Source organism: Pseudomonas sp. NY15435 (assembly GCF_048068295.1).
In the GTDB taxonomy this organism is placed as follows: Bacteria; Pseudomonadota; Gammaproteobacteria; order Pseudomonadales; family Pseudomonadaceae; genus Pseudomonas.
In genome coordinates this window covers 198,539-213,554 of sequence record NZ_JBLUQA010000007.1, presented here as the reverse complement: position 1 = coordinate 213,554, position 15,016 = coordinate 198,539, and the positions used below count along the sequence as shown (strand labels likewise).

The 15,016-nt window shown below is 65.0% G+C and carries 13 protein-coding genes and 1 other RNA gene; 10 read left to right on the top strand and 4 right to left on the bottom strand.

Annotated elements, in window-relative coordinates; genetic code table 11:
* Window positions 1–18 precede the first annotated feature (18 nt).
* The 5 genes from smc (at window position 19) to ACNFH5_RS18600 (ending at window position 7,950) form a co-directional block, all read left to right on the top strand.
* The gene (smc, locus tag ACNFH5_RS18620; RefSeq protein WP_416748434.1) at window positions 19–3,507 is read left to right on the top strand and encodes a chromosome segregation protein SMC; all 3,489 of its coding nucleotides are present in this window, start codon (window positions 19–21) and stop codon (window positions 3,505–3,507) included.
* Between the two features lie 299 nt (window positions 3,508–3,806).
* A complete protein-coding gene (gene zipA / locus ACNFH5_RS18615; RefSeq protein ID WP_416748432.1) occupies window positions 3,807–4,697 on the top strand; it encodes a cell division protein ZipA in 891 nt (296 codons plus the stop codon).
* A gap of 88 nt (window positions 4,698–4,785) precedes the next feature.
* Entirely contained in the window at window positions 4,786–7,173 is a 2,388-nt protein-coding gene (gene ligA, locus ACNFH5_RS18610) for an NAD-dependent DNA ligase LigA (protein ID WP_416748430.1), read from the top strand.
* A gap of 29 nt (window positions 7,174–7,202) precedes the next feature.
* The gene (locus tag ACNFH5_RS18605) at window positions 7,203–7,505 is read left to right on the top strand and encodes an HU family DNA-binding protein (RefSeq protein WP_416748676.1); all 303 of its coding nucleotides are present in this window, start codon (window positions 7,203–7,205) and stop codon (window positions 7,503–7,505) included.
* A 67-nt stretch (window positions 7,506–7,572) separates the two neighbouring features.
* On the top strand, window positions 7,573–7,950 hold the full coding sequence (locus ACNFH5_RS18600) for a hypothetical protein (RefSeq protein ID WP_416748428.1): 378 nt from the start codon (window positions 7,573–7,575) through the stop codon (window positions 7,948–7,950).
* A gap of 6 nt (window positions 7,951–7,956) precedes the next feature.
* On the opposite strand, the gene ACNFH5_RS18595 is transcribed toward ACNFH5_RS18600, so the two are convergent.
* Window positions 7,957–8,325 (bottom strand): hypothetical protein, encoded by a 369-nt coding sequence (locus ACNFH5_RS18595; protein WP_416748426.1) that lies wholly within the window; start codon window positions 8,323–8,325, stop codon window positions 7,957–7,959.
* Between the two features lie 241 nt (window positions 8,326–8,566).
* Here ACNFH5_RS18595 and ffs point away from each other — a divergent pair.
* An RNA gene (gene ffs, locus ACNFH5_RS18590) (signal recognition particle sRNA small type) lies at window positions 8,567–8,663 on the top strand.
* A 59-nt stretch (window positions 8,664–8,722) separates the two neighbouring features.
* Here the strand turns inward: ffs and ACNFH5_RS18585 are convergent.
* Window positions 8,723–9,445, bottom strand: a complete 723-nt coding sequence (locus tag ACNFH5_RS18585) for a substrate-binding periplasmic protein (protein ID WP_416748424.1) — start codon at window positions 9,443–9,445, stop codon at window positions 8,723–8,725.
* Window positions 9,446–9,597: 152 nt separating this feature from the next.
* Between ACNFH5_RS18585 and dnaX the strand changes: the two genes are divergently transcribed.
* The 3 genes from dnaX (at window position 9,598) to recR (ending at window position 13,007) form a co-directional block, all read left to right on the top strand.
* Window positions 9,598–11,775: a DNA polymerase III subunit gamma/tau gene (gene dnaX / locus ACNFH5_RS18580; RefSeq protein WP_416748422.1), complete on the top strand. Its 2,178-nt coding sequence runs from the start codon at window positions 9,598–9,600 to the stop codon at window positions 11,773–11,775.
* A 177-nt stretch (window positions 11,776–11,952) separates the two neighbouring features.
* On the top strand, window positions 11,953–12,279 hold the full coding sequence (locus ACNFH5_RS18575) for a YbaB/EbfC family nucleoid-associated protein (protein WP_017516839.1): 327 nt from the start codon (window positions 11,953–11,955) through the stop codon (window positions 12,277–12,279).
* Between the two features lie 128 nt (window positions 12,280–12,407).
* Window positions 12,408–13,007: a recombination mediator RecR gene (gene recR, locus ACNFH5_RS18570; RefSeq protein ID WP_416748419.1), complete on the top strand. Its 600-nt coding sequence runs from the start codon at window positions 12,408–12,410 to the stop codon at window positions 13,005–13,007.
* Here the strand turns inward: recR and ACNFH5_RS18565 are convergent.
* Both ACNFH5_RS18565 and ACNFH5_RS18560 read right to left on the bottom strand, forming a co-directional pair.
* Window positions 13,004–13,483 carry a GNAT family N-acetyltransferase gene (locus ACNFH5_RS18565; protein WP_416748416.1) on the bottom strand — a complete coding sequence of 160 codons (480 nt, stop codon included), beginning with the start codon at window positions 13,481–13,483 and terminating at the stop codon, window positions 13,004–13,006. The genes recR and ACNFH5_RS18565 overlap by 4 nt on opposite strands.
* Window positions 13,471–13,914, bottom strand: coding sequence for a rhodanese-like domain-containing protein (locus ACNFH5_RS18560; RefSeq protein ID WP_416748414.1), 444 nt, complete (start codon window positions 13,912–13,914; stop codon window positions 13,471–13,473). The genes ACNFH5_RS18565 and ACNFH5_RS18560 overlap by 13 nt, the downstream gene beginning before the upstream one ends.
* A gap of 93 nt (window positions 13,915–14,007) precedes the next feature.
* Between ACNFH5_RS18560 and ftrA the strand changes: the two genes are divergently transcribed.
* Window positions 14,008–14,976, top strand: coding sequence for a transcriptional regulator FtrA (ftrA, locus tag ACNFH5_RS18555; protein WP_416748412.1), 969 nt, complete (start codon window positions 14,008–14,010; stop codon window positions 14,974–14,976).
* Window positions 14,977–15,016: the final 40 nt, after the last annotated feature.

Here is a 15,016-nt window from a genome sequence, read left to right as displayed (position 1 = left end):
ACGGAGGGGGATGGGCTCATGCGGCTCAAGTGCATCAAGCTGGCGGGCTTCAAGTCCTTCGTCGACCCGACGACGGTGAATTTCCCAAGCAACATGGCGGCAGTGGTCGGCCCCAACGGTTGCGGAAAGTCCAACATCATCGACGCCGTTCGCTGGGTGATGGGCGAGAGTTCGGCGAAGAACCTCCGTGGCGAGTCGATGACCGACGTCATCTTCAACGGCTCCAACACGCGCAAGCCGGTGACCCAGGCGTCCATCGAGCTGATCTTCGACAACTCCGACCAGACCCTGCTGGGCGAATACGCCAGCTACGCCGAGATTTCCATTCGCCGCCGCGTCACCCGTGACGGCCAGAACACTTATTTCCTCAATGGCACCAAGTGCCGGCGTCGTGATATCACCGATATCTTCCTCGGAACCGGCCTGGGTCCGCGCAGCTACTCGATCATCGAGCAGGGCATGATCTCCAAGCTGATCGAGGCCAAGCCCGAAGACCTGCGCAACTTCATCGAGGAGGCCGCCGGCATCTCCAAGTACAAGGAGCGCCGCCGCGAGACCGAGAACCGCATTCGCCGTACCCAGGAAAACCTCGCGCGCCTGACCGACCTGCGCGAAGAGCTGGAGCGCCAGCTGGAACGCCTGCACCGCCAGGCCCAGTCGGCGGAGAAGTACCAGGAATTCAAGGCCGAGGAGCGCACCCTCAAGGCCCAGCTCGGCGCCCTGCGCTGGCGCGACCTGAACGAGCAGGTCGGGCAGAAGGAGAAGGTGATCGGCGATCAGGAAGTGGCCTTCGAGGCCCTTGTCGCCGAGCAGCGCAGCGCCGACGCCAGCATCGAGCGCCTGCGTGACGGCCACCATGAGCTGTCGGAAACCTTCAACCAGGTGCAGGGTCGCTTCTATTCCGTGGGTGGCGACATCGCCCGCGTCGAGCAGAGCATCCAGCATGGCCAGCAGCGCCTGCGTCAGTTGCAGGACGACCTGCGCGAGGCTGAGAAGACCCGCCAGGAAACCGAATCCCACCTGGGGCACGACCGTACCTTGCTCGCCACCCTGGGCGAGGAACTTGAGCGCCTGGCCCCGGAACAGGAAATCAGTGCCGCCGCCGCCGAAGAGGCTACCGTCGGGCTGGAGGACGCCGAGCAGCGCATGCACGACTGGCAGCAGCGCTGGGATGCGTTCAACCAGCAGAGCGCTGAACCGCGCCGCGAAGCCGAAGTGCAGCAGTCGCGCATCCAGCACTTGGAGCAGAGTCTGGAGCGCCAGGGCGAGCGTCAGCGCCGCCTGAGCGACGAGCGCACGCAACTGGCCGCTGATCCGGAAGACGCCGCGATCCTCGAACTGGGCGAGCAGGTCGCCGCTATCGAGTTGCTGCTGGAAGAGTCGCAGATTCAGGAGCAGGAACTGGCCGAGCGCCTAGAGCGCGTGCGCCAGTCCCTGCAGGAAAGCACCGCCGCGCAGCACCAGGCGCAAGGCGAGCTGCAGCGCCTGAATGGCCGCATTGCGTCGCTGGAGGCATTGCAACAGGCAGCGCTCGATCCGGGCGACGGCACCGCACAATGGCTGCGTCAGCAAGGGCTGGAGCAGCGCCCGCGGCTTGCCGAAGGCCTGCGTGTGCAGTCGGGCTGGGAGCTGGCGGTGGAAACCGTGCTCGGCGCCGACCTGCACGGCGTGTTGCTGGATGACGTGAAGGGGTTGCCGTTCGAGGCCCTGGAAAAGGGCGAGCTGCGCCTGCTCGATCTGGCCGCCGGTGCGGTCTCCCGTCCCGGCAGCCTGCTGGACAAGGTCGAAACCAATGTCGACCTGAGCTACTGGCTGGGCCGCGTGCGCCCGGTCGAAACCCTGGAGCAGGCGCTGAACCAGCGCGCTTCGCTGGGGGAGGGCGAAAGCCTGATCAGCCGCGACGGCTACTGGGTGGGCCGCCACTTCCTGCGCGTGCGTCGGGGCGAGTCGGCTGATGGCGGTGTACTGGCGCGTGGCCAGGAACTGGAGCGCCTGTACGTCGAGCGCGAGACGCTGGAACAGCGCCTCGCCGAGATCGACGAACAGCTGGCGCGCCTGCGTGACGAGCAGCGGCAGGCCGAAGAGGGGCGCGATCAGGTGCGCCGTCGCCTGCAGGATGAAGGTCGCCGTCAGGGTGAACTGAAGGCGCAGCTGTCCGCGCAGCAGGCCAAGGTCGAACAGCTGACCCTGCGCCGCCGGCGTCTGGACGAAGAACTGGCCGAGCTCGCCGAGCAGCACGCCATCGAGCAGGAGCAACTGGGCGAGGCGCGCCTGAGCCTGCAGGAAGCGCTGGACGCCATGGCCGTGGACACCGAGCGCCGTGAGTCGCTGCTCGCCGAGCGCGACGGCATGCGCGAGAAGCTCGACCGCATCCGCCAGGAATCCCGCCAGCACAAGGATCACGCTCATCAGTTGGCCGTGCGCGTGGGCTCCCTGCGCGCCCAGCACGAATCCACCCGCCAGGCGCTGGAGCGCCTGGACAGCCAGGCCGTGCGCCTGGTCGAACGCTGCGAGCAGCTCAATCTCAACCTGGAGGAGGGCGCCGCACCGCTGGAAGAGCTGCGCATGCGCCTGGAAGAGCTGCTCGACCGGCGCATGGCGGTGGAGGACGAGCTCAAGCACGCACGCCTGGCCCTCGAAGATGCCGACCGCCAGTTGCGCGACGCCGAGAAGCGCCGCACCCAGGCCGAGCAGCAGTCACAACTGCTGCGTGGCCAGTTGGAACACCAGCGTATGGAGTGGCAAGCCCTCAGCGTGCGACGCAAGTCGCTGCAGGAACAGCTCCACGAGGACGGCTACGACCTGCATGGCGTGCTGAGTACGCTGCCACACGATGCTGCGGAAAAAGTCTGGGAAACCCGCCTGGAAGAACTGGCCGCGCGCATCGGTCGCCTCGGCCCGATCAACCTCGCGGCCATCGAGGAGTACCAGCAACAATCCGAGCGTAAACGCTACCTGGATGACCAGAACGACGACCTCGTGGAAGCGCTGGATACCCTGGAAAACGTCATCCGCAAGATCGACAAGGAAACCCGCAACCGCTTCAAGGAAACCTTCGACCAGATCAATGCTGGCCTTCAGGCATTGTTCCCCAAGGTTTTCGGCGGCGGTCACGCCTATCTGGAACTTACCGGCGAGGATCTACTCGATACCGGGGTGGCGATCATGGCGAGGCCGCCGGGCAAGAAGAACAGCACCATCCATCTTCTGTCCGGTGGCGAGAAGGCCCTGACCGCTCTGGCGCTGGTATTTGCGATCTTCCAGCTGAACCCGGCACCGTTCTGTATGCTCGACGAAGTCGACGCGCCGCTGGACGATGCCAACGTCGGCCGTTATGCGCGGCTGGTGAAGGAGATGTCGGAGAAAGTGCAGTTCATCTATATCACCCACAACAAGATCGCCATGGAGATGGCAGATCAATTGATGGGCGTGACCATGCACGAACCGGGTTGTTCGCGTCTGGTGGCGGTGGATGTGGAAGAGGCAGTTGCGCTCGCCGAAGCGTGATCGTCCAGGCGAACTTGGGCTATGCTGGCAAGATGCTTTGTTTCAAGCCTAAGGCATTGATTTGATTGGGGTAGGATTTGCTTCAGGTGCGCCAGCGGCAACCGCTGTGAAAAGTTGCAAAGAGTGCGGCGGAGTGTCGCCTCAGACAGTGTAAAGTTATGTGAGAGCGTGTTAGCTTAACGCCCACTTTTGTATCGCGTGGAAAACATCAGTCAGAACATGAAGTTGGCTCCACGTTTTCAAGGGATAGGATGTCCTTTTTTTCATTATCATTTTTTGTTCAGGGGCTACGGGATTAGATGGATATCGGTCTGCGCGAATGGCTGATCGTCATTGGGCTTATCGTCATCGCCGGCATTCTGTTCGACGGCTGGCGTCGTATGCGGGGTGGCAAGGGCAAGCTGCGTTTCAAGCTGGATCGCCAATTTGCCAACCAGCCTGATGACGGAGATGAAGGCAACCCGGAACTGCTCGGGCCGTCCCGAGTGGTCGAACACCGCGAGCCGGAACTGGACGAGGAAGACCTGCCCAAGGTCAGCGCCAAGGAGTCGCGCGGCAAGCGCCGCGGCGAGCCGCGCCAGGGCGACCTGAACCTCGACGACCCGGCGCCGAACCTGCTCGGCCCGCTGGACGAGGAAGACTTCCCCAATCCGCTGGACGAAGCCTCCCAGGAAAAGCCGAAGAAAGAGCGCAAGAAGGACAAGGAGCGTACTGCTCCCGCGGCCCCTGCGGCTGCTCCTTCGGCATCCCAGGCCCCGGTCGAGGAAGTGCTGATCATCAATGTCATTAGCCGCGACGAGAATGGCTTCAAGGGCCCAGCGCTGCTGCAGAACATCCTGGAAAGCGGCCTGCGCTACGGCGAGATGGATATCTTCCACCGCCACGAGAGCATGGCCGGCAACGGCGAAGTGCTGTTCTCCATGGCCAACGCGGTCAAGCCGGGCACCTTCGATCTGGACAACATCGACCAGTTCAGCACCCGCGCCGTGAGCTTCTTCCTTGGCCTGCCGGGCCCGCGTCATCCCAAACAGGCGTTCGACGTAATGATCGCCGCCGCTCGCAAGCTGGCCCAGGAGCTCAATGGCGAGCTGAAGGACGAGCAGCGCAGCGTGATGACTGCGCAGACCATCGAGCACTACCGTCAGCGCATCATCGACTTCGAGCGACGCGCCCTGACCCAGAAGCGCTAAGCTTTCCGCACGCTGCACAGAAGCCCCAAGCGACCCTTGGGGCTTCGCATTTTTACCCCAAGCAGAAACAGCCGCCCGAGATTCCCGCATGACCGACTCCCAGACCGCAGCAGAACGCATTGCCCAGCTGCGCAGCGAACTCGACGACCACAACTACCGCTACTACGTGCTCGACGAGCCGAGCGTACCGGACGCCGAGTACGATCGCCTGTTCCGCGAACTGAAAGCGCTGGAGGCCGAGCATCCCGAACTGATCACTCCCGAGTCGCCGACCCAGCGCGTGGGCGGTGCGGCCGCCTCGGCTTTCGGCGAAGTGCGCCACGAAGTGCCAATGCTCAGCCTGGGCAACGCCTTCGAGGAGCAGGACCTGAATGACTTCGACCGCCGCGTGCGCGAAGGCCTTGCCGATCAGTTGCCGTCTTCCGATCTGTTCGGTGGCGGCGCCGAGGTGGAGTACAGCTGCGAGCCCAAACTCGATGGCCTTGCAGTCAGCCTGTTGTATGAGAACGGCGTGCTGACCCGCGGCGCCACCCGTGGCGACGGCACTACTGGGGAAGATATCAGCGTCAACGTGCGCACCATCCGCAACGTGCCGCTGCGCCTGAAGGGCGAGGGTTGGCCGGCGGTGCTGGAAGTACGTGGCGAAGTGTTCATGTCCAAGGCCGGTTTCGATGCGCTCAACGAGCGGCAGATGGAGGCCGGCGGCAAGACCTTCGCCAACCCGCGCAACGCCGCGGCCGGCAGCCTGCGCCAGCTGGATTCGAAAATCACCGCCAGCCGCCCGCTGGAGTTCTGCAGCTACGGCTTCGGCCGTGTCGAAGGCGGCGTACTGCCGGGGACCCAGGTCGATATCCTCGAAGCCCTGAAGGGCTGGGGTATTCCGATCAGCCGCGAGCTGAAACTGGCCAGGGGCGTCGAAGGTTGTCGCGCCTATTACGAAGACATCGGTGCACGCCGCGACAGTCTCGCCTACGAGATCGACGGCGTGGTGTTCAAGGTCAACCGCATCGACTTCCAGCGTGAGCTGGGCTTTCGCGCCCGCGAGCCGCGCTGGGCGATTGCCCACAAGTTCCCGGCACGGGAAGAACTCACCGAGCTGCTCGACGTGGAATTCCAGGTCGGCCGCACTGGCGCCGTGACGCCGGTGGCGCGCCTGAAGCCGGTACAGGTGGCTGGCGTGACCGTGTCCAACGCCACCCTGCACAACATGGATGAAGTCGCCCGCCTGGGCCTGATGATCGGCGACACCGTGATCATTCGCCGCGCCGGCGATGTGATCCCGCAGGTGATGCAGGTCGTCTCCGAGCGCCGCCCGGCAGACGCGCGCCCGGTAGAAATCCCCACCCAGTGCCCGGTATGCGGCTCGCAGGTCGAGCGCACCCAGTTGGTCAAGCGCAGCAAGGGCAAGGAGTCGGTCAGCGAGGGCGCCATCTACCGTTGTGTTGGCCGGCTGTTCTGCCAGGCGCAACTCAAGCAGGCGATCATCCACTTCGTCTCGCGCCGCGCCATGGACATCGACGGCCTCGGCGACAAGATCGTCGAGCAGTTGGTGGACAAGGGGTTGGTGAAATCGCCTGCCGATCTCTACACCCTGACCTTCGAGCAGGTCATTGAGCTGGAAGGCTTTGCCGAAGTCTCAACGCGCAACCTGCTCGCTGCCATTGCCGAAAGCCGTAAGCCCGCGCTGGCGCGTTTCGTCTTCGCCCTGGGTATCCCGGACGTGGGCGAGGAAACCGCCAAGCTGCTCGCACGCTCCCTGGGTTCGCTGGCGCGTATCCAGAAGGCGTTGCCGGAAGTGCTGACCTACCTGCCGGATGTTGGCGGCGAAGTGGCCTACGAAATTCACAATTTCTTCGATGATGAGCACAACCGCAGCGTCATCGAGCAATTGCTGGAGCGCGGCATCGAACTGCAGGACGAGGGCGATGTATCTGCCGAGTTCGCCGCCGTCGCCACGCTGGCGGGCTTCATCGACAAGCTGAACATTCCCTTTATCGCCGCCACCGGCGCGGAAAAACTGGCAGACCGCACGGGTAGTCTCGATGCGCTCATCACCCTCAGCCAGGACTGGCTGGACCTCAGCACCCTCAAGGGGGTGAACGAGAAGGCCAAGCAGTCGGTGCGCGAGTATTTCGCGAATGCAGCCCGCGTCGAGCGTGCCAAGGCCGTCGAGGCACAACTGGCGGAGTTCGGCATGCACTGGCGCAGCGAGCGCAAGGTAGTCGAAGGCTTGCCGTTGGCGGGCCAGACCTGGGTGCTGACCGGCACGCTGGAGGCCATGAGCCGCGACATTGCCAAGGAAAAACTCGAAAGCCTGGGCGCGAAGGTGGCCGGTTCGGTGTCGGCAAAGACACATTGCGTCGTTGCCGGACCGGGAGCGGGGTCAAAATTGGCCAAGGCCCAGGAACTTGGCGTCGCTGTGATGGACGAAGAGCAGCTGGTCAAGCTGCTGGCCGACCATGGCATCGGCGCCTGACACGCCTTTCTTCCGATCAAAGAATCAAGATCAACGCATCAAGGAGTCACTCCATGCCCATGACCAAGGACCAACTGGTTCGCGATATCGCCGAATCCCTCGACCTGACCCAGGCCGCCGTACGCGGTGTATTCGACCAGTTGGCGCAGATCGCCCAGGACGCCCTGGAGAACGATGGCGAACTGACCCTGCCGGGTATCGGCAAGCTCAAGGTCAGCGAGCGCGCTGCGCGCACCGGCCGCAACCCGCAGACCGGCAAGACCATCGAGATCGCCGCGAAGAAGGCGGTACGCCTGGTGCCCGCCAAGGCTCTGGTCGACAGCCTGAACTGACCGGCAGGCTCGTCCCGGCCCATGCATGGCGCAGGACGGGGCGAGCCATCCGCTGACGGAGAGCGAGATGGACAAGGCAAGAAAGCAGCGCCTGCTCGGCGTTGGGGCGCTGGTGCTGCTGTTCGGGGCCTACGTGGCGTGGAGCGAGCGTCCGCAGATCGTCCTTCACTACGAAGGAGTGGGCGGGCCGGCGGTGAGTTATAGCTTCAAGGAAAACGGCGAGGAAACCCTCGCGGGCGAGATCAAGCCGGGCGAGGCGCGTGCCTTCCCGCTGCGCCTGCTGCGTTCGGATGAGTACCGCGTGGCCTTCCAGTTCCATCAGGGCGCGGAGCGCTATTCCACCTTCAGCACCCGCCCGGGCTACAGCAAGATGGACCTGTTCATCGGGCCGAACCTGGAAGTCTCCACCCAGCCTCGGCCCGAGGGGCTGCTGCAGGGGCAGTAACGCCCCTTACAGGTATTCGGCCACCAGCACCACATTGCGCTTGTCCGCGGCGACGCCACCCTTGGCGATGTCGTGGATGATGCTGTCGACGCCACCATTGGCGGTGATTGCCTGCCCCAGCGATTTACCCTGCACATCGGTCAGGCGGTAGCTCACGCTCGGCAGTGAGCCGCGCGGCTCGTTCAGCATCATCGTCATCGCCTGGTTGCAGTCACTCAGATTCACCCGCGCGCTACGGGCGGTGATGTCGCTCAGGCCTACCTGGCACGTCGGCTCGACTACGGCGCCGCTGAAGCGAATGATGCCGTCATAGGCCATTAGGGGGGCGGAGAAGAACAGGGCAATGAGGGTGGTGGATCGCAGGGCAATTGGCATGTCGGCATTCCTCGCTCGGTCGTGGTCCGCCATTGATCGGCGGGCTCTTCCCTAAGCGTCGGCGTAACTCGAATTTTCTTAATCATTTGTAGGGCGATTCCTTTAATGGTTTCTCCAATTCGTGATGGAGGTCAGGAATTGCCTGAAGGGCTGCGCTAAGTGCTTGAAGTACTTGTAACTTGCGCGCAAGCCGCTACAATGGCGCGGCTCGCCGATCTGGCGAGTCTCGCGATGGTGGCCCTGTCGGTCCCCCCGCAACGATTACTCGCTTACCTGGTCAGGTCCGGAAGGAAGCAGCCAAGGCGGGGACATTGTGTGCCGGGGTGTGGCTGGCGGGGCCGCCTCCATTTCGGGGGCAGGAAAATCTGCCGTCCCTCCTGTCGATACGCGTATCGCCTCAGCGATAGTGATCCAGGATCTGCTCGATCTTTCCCGACGCCTTGATTTTCGCCAGCACCGAGAGCACCTCGTCGGCGCGGACGTCTGGCGCATCCAGCACCATGCACGACAGCGGTGTCTCCTCGATCACGCTGGCGATTCTCAGACGCTCCGCCTCCGGCAAATCACGGTTGAACCAGTTCAGCGCGAACTCGCTGCTGATCGCGTACTGATAGCGGCCGATGCGCAGTTTCTTCAGCACCAGTTCCTGATTGCGTGCGTCGTCGCGGGTCAGCCAGTGGCTGTCCAGTAGCGGCTGCAGACGTGGGTAGTGATAACCCAGCACGGTACCGACGGACTGGCTGGGCAGGGTTTCCAGCCTGTCGGCCGGAGCGTCGCGGACTACCAGCAGGTCGCGCTGCACCATCAGTGGCGCGGTCCAGCGGTAGTCGTTGAATTCGTGCTCGATCCAGGTGCGCGACACGTAGCAGCGCACGTCCACGCTGTGGCTGAGCAGGGCCTGTTCGATGCGCGCACGTGGCACGATGTGGAAGGCAGCAGGGCGGCGCAACTCGCGCGCCGCCTCGTTGAACAGCTCGAACATGATGCCGCCGGTCAGTTCGCCATTCTCGATCTGCGCCAGGGGCATCGCCCAGCTGTCGACCACTGAGAAGCGCAGGGGACGGTCGTCGGCCTGGGCGAAGGTGGCGGTCAGCAGCAGGGCGGTGGCAAGGAAGCGCATCAAGGCTCCGTTGATGGCAGAACGACAACACAATGCCGTGTAGCCCGGCCCTTGCCAAGATGCGACAACGACCGGTGCGGACATCGGGTGCAATTTACGGTCCGCTTCGCTAGGATTAGCGCACTTCTGCTCACCTGTCGCGATGGATTTCAATGAGTTATCAGGTTCTTGCCCGCAAATGGCGTCCGCGCTCGTTCCGCGAAATGGTCGGCCAGACCCATGTGCTCAAGGCCCTGATCAACGCGCTGGACAACCAGCGCCTGCACCACGCCTACCTGTTCACCGGTACCCGTGGCGTAGGCAAGACCACCATTGCGCGCATCCTGGCCAAGTGCCTGAACTGCGAGACCGGCGTCAGCTCGACTCCCTGCGGTCAGTGCTCGGTGTGCCGCGAGATCGATGAAGGCCGCTTCGTCGACCTCATCGAAGTGGACGCCGCCAGCCGCACCAAGGTCGAGGACACCCGAGAGCTGCTCGACAACGTGCAGTACTCGCCGACCCGCGGGCGCTACAAGGTCTACCTGATCGACGAAGTGCACATGCTCTCCAGCCACAGCTTCAACGCCCTGTTGAAGACCCTGGAGGAGCCACCGCCCCACGTGAAGTTCCTGCTGGCGACTACCGATCCGCAGAAGCTGCCGGTGACCATTCTCTCGCGCTGCCTGCAGTTCTCCCTGAAGAACATGCCGCCGGAGCGCGTGGTGGAGCACCTGACCCACGTCCTGGGCGCCGAGAACGTGCCATTCGAGGATGATGCGCTGTGGCTGCTCGGCCGAGCGGCCGATGGCTCCATGCGTGACGCCATGAGTCTCACCGACCAGGCCATTGCCTTCGGCGAAGGCAAGGTGCTGGCCGCCGACGTGCGTGCCATGCTCGGTACCCTGGATCACGGTCAGGTCTACGGCGTGCTCCATGCACTGCTCGAAGGCGATGCCCGGGCACTGCTGGAAGCCGTCCGCCACCTGGCCGAGCAAGGCCCGGACTGGGGTGGCGTGCTGGCCGAAATGCTCAATGTTCTACACCGCGTGGCCATTGCCCAGGCGCTGCCCGAGGCGGTGGACAACGGCCAGGGTGACCGCGACCGCGTGCTGGCATTGGCCCAGGCGCTGCCGGCCGAAGACGTGCAGTTCTACTACCAGATGGGCCTGATCGGCCGTCGCGACCTGCCGCTGGCGCCCGATCCCCGTGGCGGCTTCGAGATGGTGCTGCTGCGCATGCTGGCATTTCGTCCTGCCGATGCCGACGGCGCGCCCAGGTCACCACTAAAGGACCTGGGGATCAGCAAGGCCACGGCTGATTCCAACCCGAACCCAGTGGCCGGCGCTGCCGTTGCAGCGCCGGTTGCATCCATTGCTCCATCGCCCAGTGCGCCTGCGCCGGTCGCTCCTGTAGCTCCGGCCGCCGAGGTTGCGCCGGCCGCTGTTGCGCCGCAGCCTCAGGTGGCCCCAGCCCCAGCCCCAGCCCCAGCCCCAGCCCCAGCCCCAGCTCCCGCTCCGGTCGTGGAGGCTGTGCCTGCCGTGGCTCCTGCGCCGGTGGTCGAGGCCGCTCCCGCGCCGGTTGAGGTGCAGCCGGAAGTGGTCGTCGCCGCAGAGCCTGCGGCGCCGGCCGTCGAGCCGCAGCCGCCGGTTGCCGAAGCGCCTGTGGATCTGCCATGGGACGAACCCTCTGCACCGGCTGCCGCCACTCCCGCACCGGTCGCGCCTGCTGCACCTGCAGCGGTAGAGGCCGTTCCTGCGCAAGCTGCTGCCCCGGCACCGGTGGAAGTACCGGCCCCGGTCGTGGCCGCAACCCTGGCCGAGGACGACGATCGCGACGACGAGCCGCCGCCGGCCGAGGACTACTACGAAGTCGACATGGAGTCCTACGGCTATCTCGAGAACGAGGCGCCGCAGGAGCAGGCCGAACCGGAACCCGAGCCCGCTGCCATGCCCGCGACCGGCCTTGCCGCCGAGTGGCTCGACCTGTTCCCGCGCCTGGGCCTGGCCGGCCTGACTGCCAGCATCGGTGCCAACTGCACGCTGGTGGCGGTGGATGGCGACAACTGGCACCTGCACCTGGACCCGGGCCAGAGCGCGCTATTCAACGCGACCCAGCAGCGTCGCCTGAACGATGCGCTGAACCAGTTCCATGGGCGCACCCTGACCCTGCAGGTCACCCAGCAGAAGCCCGAGCAGGAAACCCCGGCCCAGGCCGCCGCACGCAAGCGCGCCGAGCGTCAGCGTCAGGCCGAGGCATCGATTGCCGCCGACCCCTATGTGCTACAGATGAAGCAACAGTTCGCCGCGGTTGTCCGCGACGGTACCATTGAACCCCTGGAGGCGAAGGCCTGAGGCCAGCCCGCGACCTGCTGCGCGTCGGCAGAACGTCGTTGAAAGCAAGCGAGGGATGCTCATTTACTGGGTGTAAACTCCGCTCCCTCGCTCGCTTTCGCCTAGTTCTGCTCTAGCTCGCGAGGCCGCGAACAGGCTCTGACTTTCTCCACGACTGAACGAATCGAGGAACTCGACATGATGAAAGGTGGCATGGCCGGCCTGATGAAGCAGGCCCAGCAGATGCAGGAAAAGATGCAGAAGATGCAGGAAGAGCTGGCCAACGCCGAAGTGACCGGTCAATCCGGCGCCGGCCTGGTGAGCGTGGTGATGACCGGTCGCCACGACGTCAAGCGCGTCTCCCTGGATGACAGCCTGATGCAGGAAGACAAGGAAATCCTCGAAGACCTGATCGCTGCCGCGGTGAACGACGCCGTGCGCAAGATCGAGCAGAACAACCAGGAGAAGATGTCCGGCATGACCGCCGGCATGCAGCTTCCGCCCGGCTTCAAGATGCCGTTCTGATCCAGGCTCTTCCCCTGTAGGAGCGAGCTTGCTCGCGAACGCTCTACCGGCCCTCGCGGCTGGGCAGGGTTCGCGAGCAAGCTCGCTCCTACAGTCGTTCTGACCCTCCCAAAACTTGAGACCGCCCCATGAGCTTCACGCCGCTGATCCGCCAATTGATCGATGCCCTGCGCACCCTGCCCGGAGTAGGGCAGAAGAGTGCCCAGCGTATGGCGCTGCAGCTGTTGGAGCGGGACCGCAGCGGCGGCTTGCGCCTGGCCCAGGCGCTGACCCAGGCGATGGAGGGCGTCGGTCATTGCAAGCAGTGCCGCACCCTGTCCGAGGACGAGTACTGCCCGCAGTGCACCGACCCGCGCCGTGACGACAGCGTGTTGTGCGTGGTGGAGGGCCCGCTGGACGTGTTCGCCGTCGAGCAGACCGGCTACCGCGGCCGCTACTTCGTGCTCAAGGGGCACCTGTCGCCGTTGGATGGCCTCGGCCCGGAAGCTATTGGTATTCCCGAGCTGGAAGCACGGATCAAGGCCGGCAACTTCAGCGAGATCATCCTCGCCACCAACCCCACGGTGGAGGGTGAGGCGACTGCCCACTACATCGCCCAGCTGCTCGGCGGCGGCGATCTGGTGCTGTCGCGCATCGCCCACGGCGTACCGCTGGGTGGCGAGCTGGAACTGGTCGACGGCGGTACGCTGGCTCACGCCCTGGCGGGGCGTCGACCGATCAGCAGCTAACCGCCGGCAAGGCGCAGCAGCTCGCGATCATCCATCCGGTAGGCAATCCACTGGCTTTCTCGCCGGCCGCCCAGGTGCGAATAAAAGCGTTCTGCCGCGTCATTGCCGGCCAACACATCCCAAAGCACGCGGCCCGCGCCTTGTTCCAGCGCCCATTGGGCAATGCGCCGCATCAATTGCCCGCCTACGCCCCCGCCGCGCTGTCCCTGGACGACATATAGCTCCTTGAGTCGAACGCTCGGGCGTAGATCGAAGGTGAAGGCAAGGCTCTGGACGACGGCGTAACCGCAGATCGCGTCGGTCTCGGCGACGAACACCTGGCACTGCGCCGCCGGCCCGAAGGCGCGTGTGAGCAGGGCGTCGGCGTCCACCACGAAGTCGTCGAGATAACCTTCGAATTCCGCCAGCGCGCGCATCAACTCGAGCACGGCTGGAACATCGTCCGGCCGTGCCTCGCGAATGCTCAGCAGGCGCACGAGACGCCTTCTGTCTGGCTACGTTGCTCGTGGCCCTCGGCACTGACCAGCGCCAGGCCCTCATCCAGCCAGCCGGTCACCCCGCCGATCATCTCCTTCACCGGCAAACCCAGCGCCGCGAGCTTCGCGGCTGCGCGGTGCACGCCGTTGCAGTGCGGGCCGGCGCAGTAGACGACGAACAGGGTGCCCGGTGCGAACTGCGCCATGCGCCGCGCGTCGATCTCCCGTGTCGGCAGGTTCAGCGCGCCGGGCACGTGGCTGCGGGCGAAGGCGGCGGAGTTTCGCACATCAAGCAGGACGAAATCCTGTTCGCCGTTCTGCAGGGCGTCGTTCACGTCCGAACAGTCGGTCTCGAAAGCCAGGCGATGGCTGAAGTGCGCGAGGGCGTCGGCGGGCAGGGCGGCGGGGAACTGGCTGACGAGGCTGGGCATGGTGGGGCTCCTGTGGAAGACAGGGCCACTGTAAGGCGAGGCGAAAGCCGGCTACAGTGGCGGCCTGGACAGTGATCGGAAGTTTTCCGCCAAATGCCGCGCAATCCCCTGGAAGTTGCCGTTCTCGCCTACGACGGCCTGTGCACCTTCGAATTCGGCATCGCCGTGGAGATCTTCGGCCTGCCGCGTCCGGAGTTCGAATTCCCCTGGTACAGCCACCGGGTCGTTGCCGTGGACGACGGACCGATGCGGGCACTGGGTGGCATCCGTGTGCTGGCCGACGGTGGGCTGGAGTCACTCGACACGGCGGGTACTCTCATCGTGCCGGGCTGGCGTGATCGTGCCGAGGCGCCCTCCGCCGAGCTGGTGCAGGCGCTGCGCAAGGCCCACGACGAAGGAGCGCGGCTGCTGTCGATCTGCTCCGGCGTGTTCGTCCTCGCTGCCACGGGATTGCTGGATGGCCAGCGCGCGACCACGCACTGGCGCTACGCCGAGGAGCTGGCAACGCGCTTCCCGGCCATCGAAGTCGATGCCCAGGTGCTGTACGTGGATGCCGGGCAGGTGATCACTTCGGCCGGCAGCGCCGCGGGTATCGACGCCTGCCTGCACCTGGTGACGCGTGACTTCGGCGCGCAGGTGGCCAATACCGTGGCGCGGCGCCTGGTGATGTCGCCGCAGCGCGGCGGTGGCCAGGCGCAGTTCATCCCCGCGCCGGTGGCGCAGGCGCCCAGGCATGATCTCGCGGGGCTGCTGGACTGGGCCCGGCAACGGCTGCACCGGTCGATTGCCGTCGGTGAACTGGCGAGCCGCGTGGCCATGAGCGAGCGCACCTTCCTGCGCCGTTTCAGCGAGGCGACGGGGATGACGCCCAAGGCCTGGTTGCAGCACGAGCGCATGCTGCGCGCCCGCGAATTACTGGAAAGCAGCGCCGATAGCGTCGAGCGGATAGCTGAGCAATGCGGCTTTGGTACCGTTGAAAGCTTTCGTAATGCCTTCCGAGGGGCGGCGGGTGTGGCGCCGTCGGCCTACCGCGAGCGGTTCGGGGCGGCGCATCTGTCCTAGTCGATGGCGGGTGTCTCGCCTTGAAAACCAAGCAAGCGCT

Bases quoted from the DNA above. Each gene is read 5' to 3' on its own strand.
- smc (WP_416748434.1), top strand. From the start codon at position 19: ATGCGGCTCAAGTGCATCAAGCTGGCGGGCTTCAAGTCCTTCGTCGAC.
- zipA (WP_416748432.1), top strand. From the start codon at position 3,807: ATGGATATCGGTCTGCGCGAATGGCTGATCGTCATTGGGCTTATCGTC.
- ligA (WP_416748430.1), top strand. From the start codon at position 4,786: ATGACCGACTCCCAGACCGCAGCAGAACGCATTGCCCAGCTGCGCAGC.
- ACNFH5_RS18600 (WP_416748428.1), top strand. From the start codon at position 7,573: ATGGACAAGGCAAGAAAGCAGCGCCTGCTCGGCGTTGGGGCGCTGGTG.
- ACNFH5_RS18595 (WP_416748426.1), bottom strand. From the start codon at position 8,325: ATGCCAATTGCCCTGCGATCCACCACCCTCATTGCCCTGTTCTTCTCC.
- ACNFH5_RS18585 (WP_416748424.1), bottom strand. From the start codon at position 9,445: ATGCGCTTCCTTGCCACCGCCCTGCTGCTGACCGCCACCTTCGCCCAG.
- dnaX (WP_416748422.1), top strand. From the start codon at position 9,598: ATGAGTTATCAGGTTCTTGCCCGCAAATGGCGTCCGCGCTCGTTCCGC.
- ACNFH5_RS18575 (WP_017516839.1), top strand. From the start codon at position 11,953: ATGATGAAAGGTGGCATGGCCGGCCTGATGAAGCAGGCCCAGCAGATG.
- recR (WP_416748419.1), top strand. From the start codon at position 12,408: ATGAGCTTCACGCCGCTGATCCGCCAATTGATCGATGCCCTGCGCACC.
- ACNFH5_RS18560 (WP_416748414.1), bottom strand. From the start codon at position 13,914: ATGCCCAGCCTCGTCAGCCAGTTCCCCGCCGCCCTGCCCGCCGACGCC.
- ftrA (WP_416748412.1), top strand. From the start codon at position 14,008: ATGCCGCGCAATCCCCTGGAAGTTGCCGTTCTCGCCTACGACGGCCTG.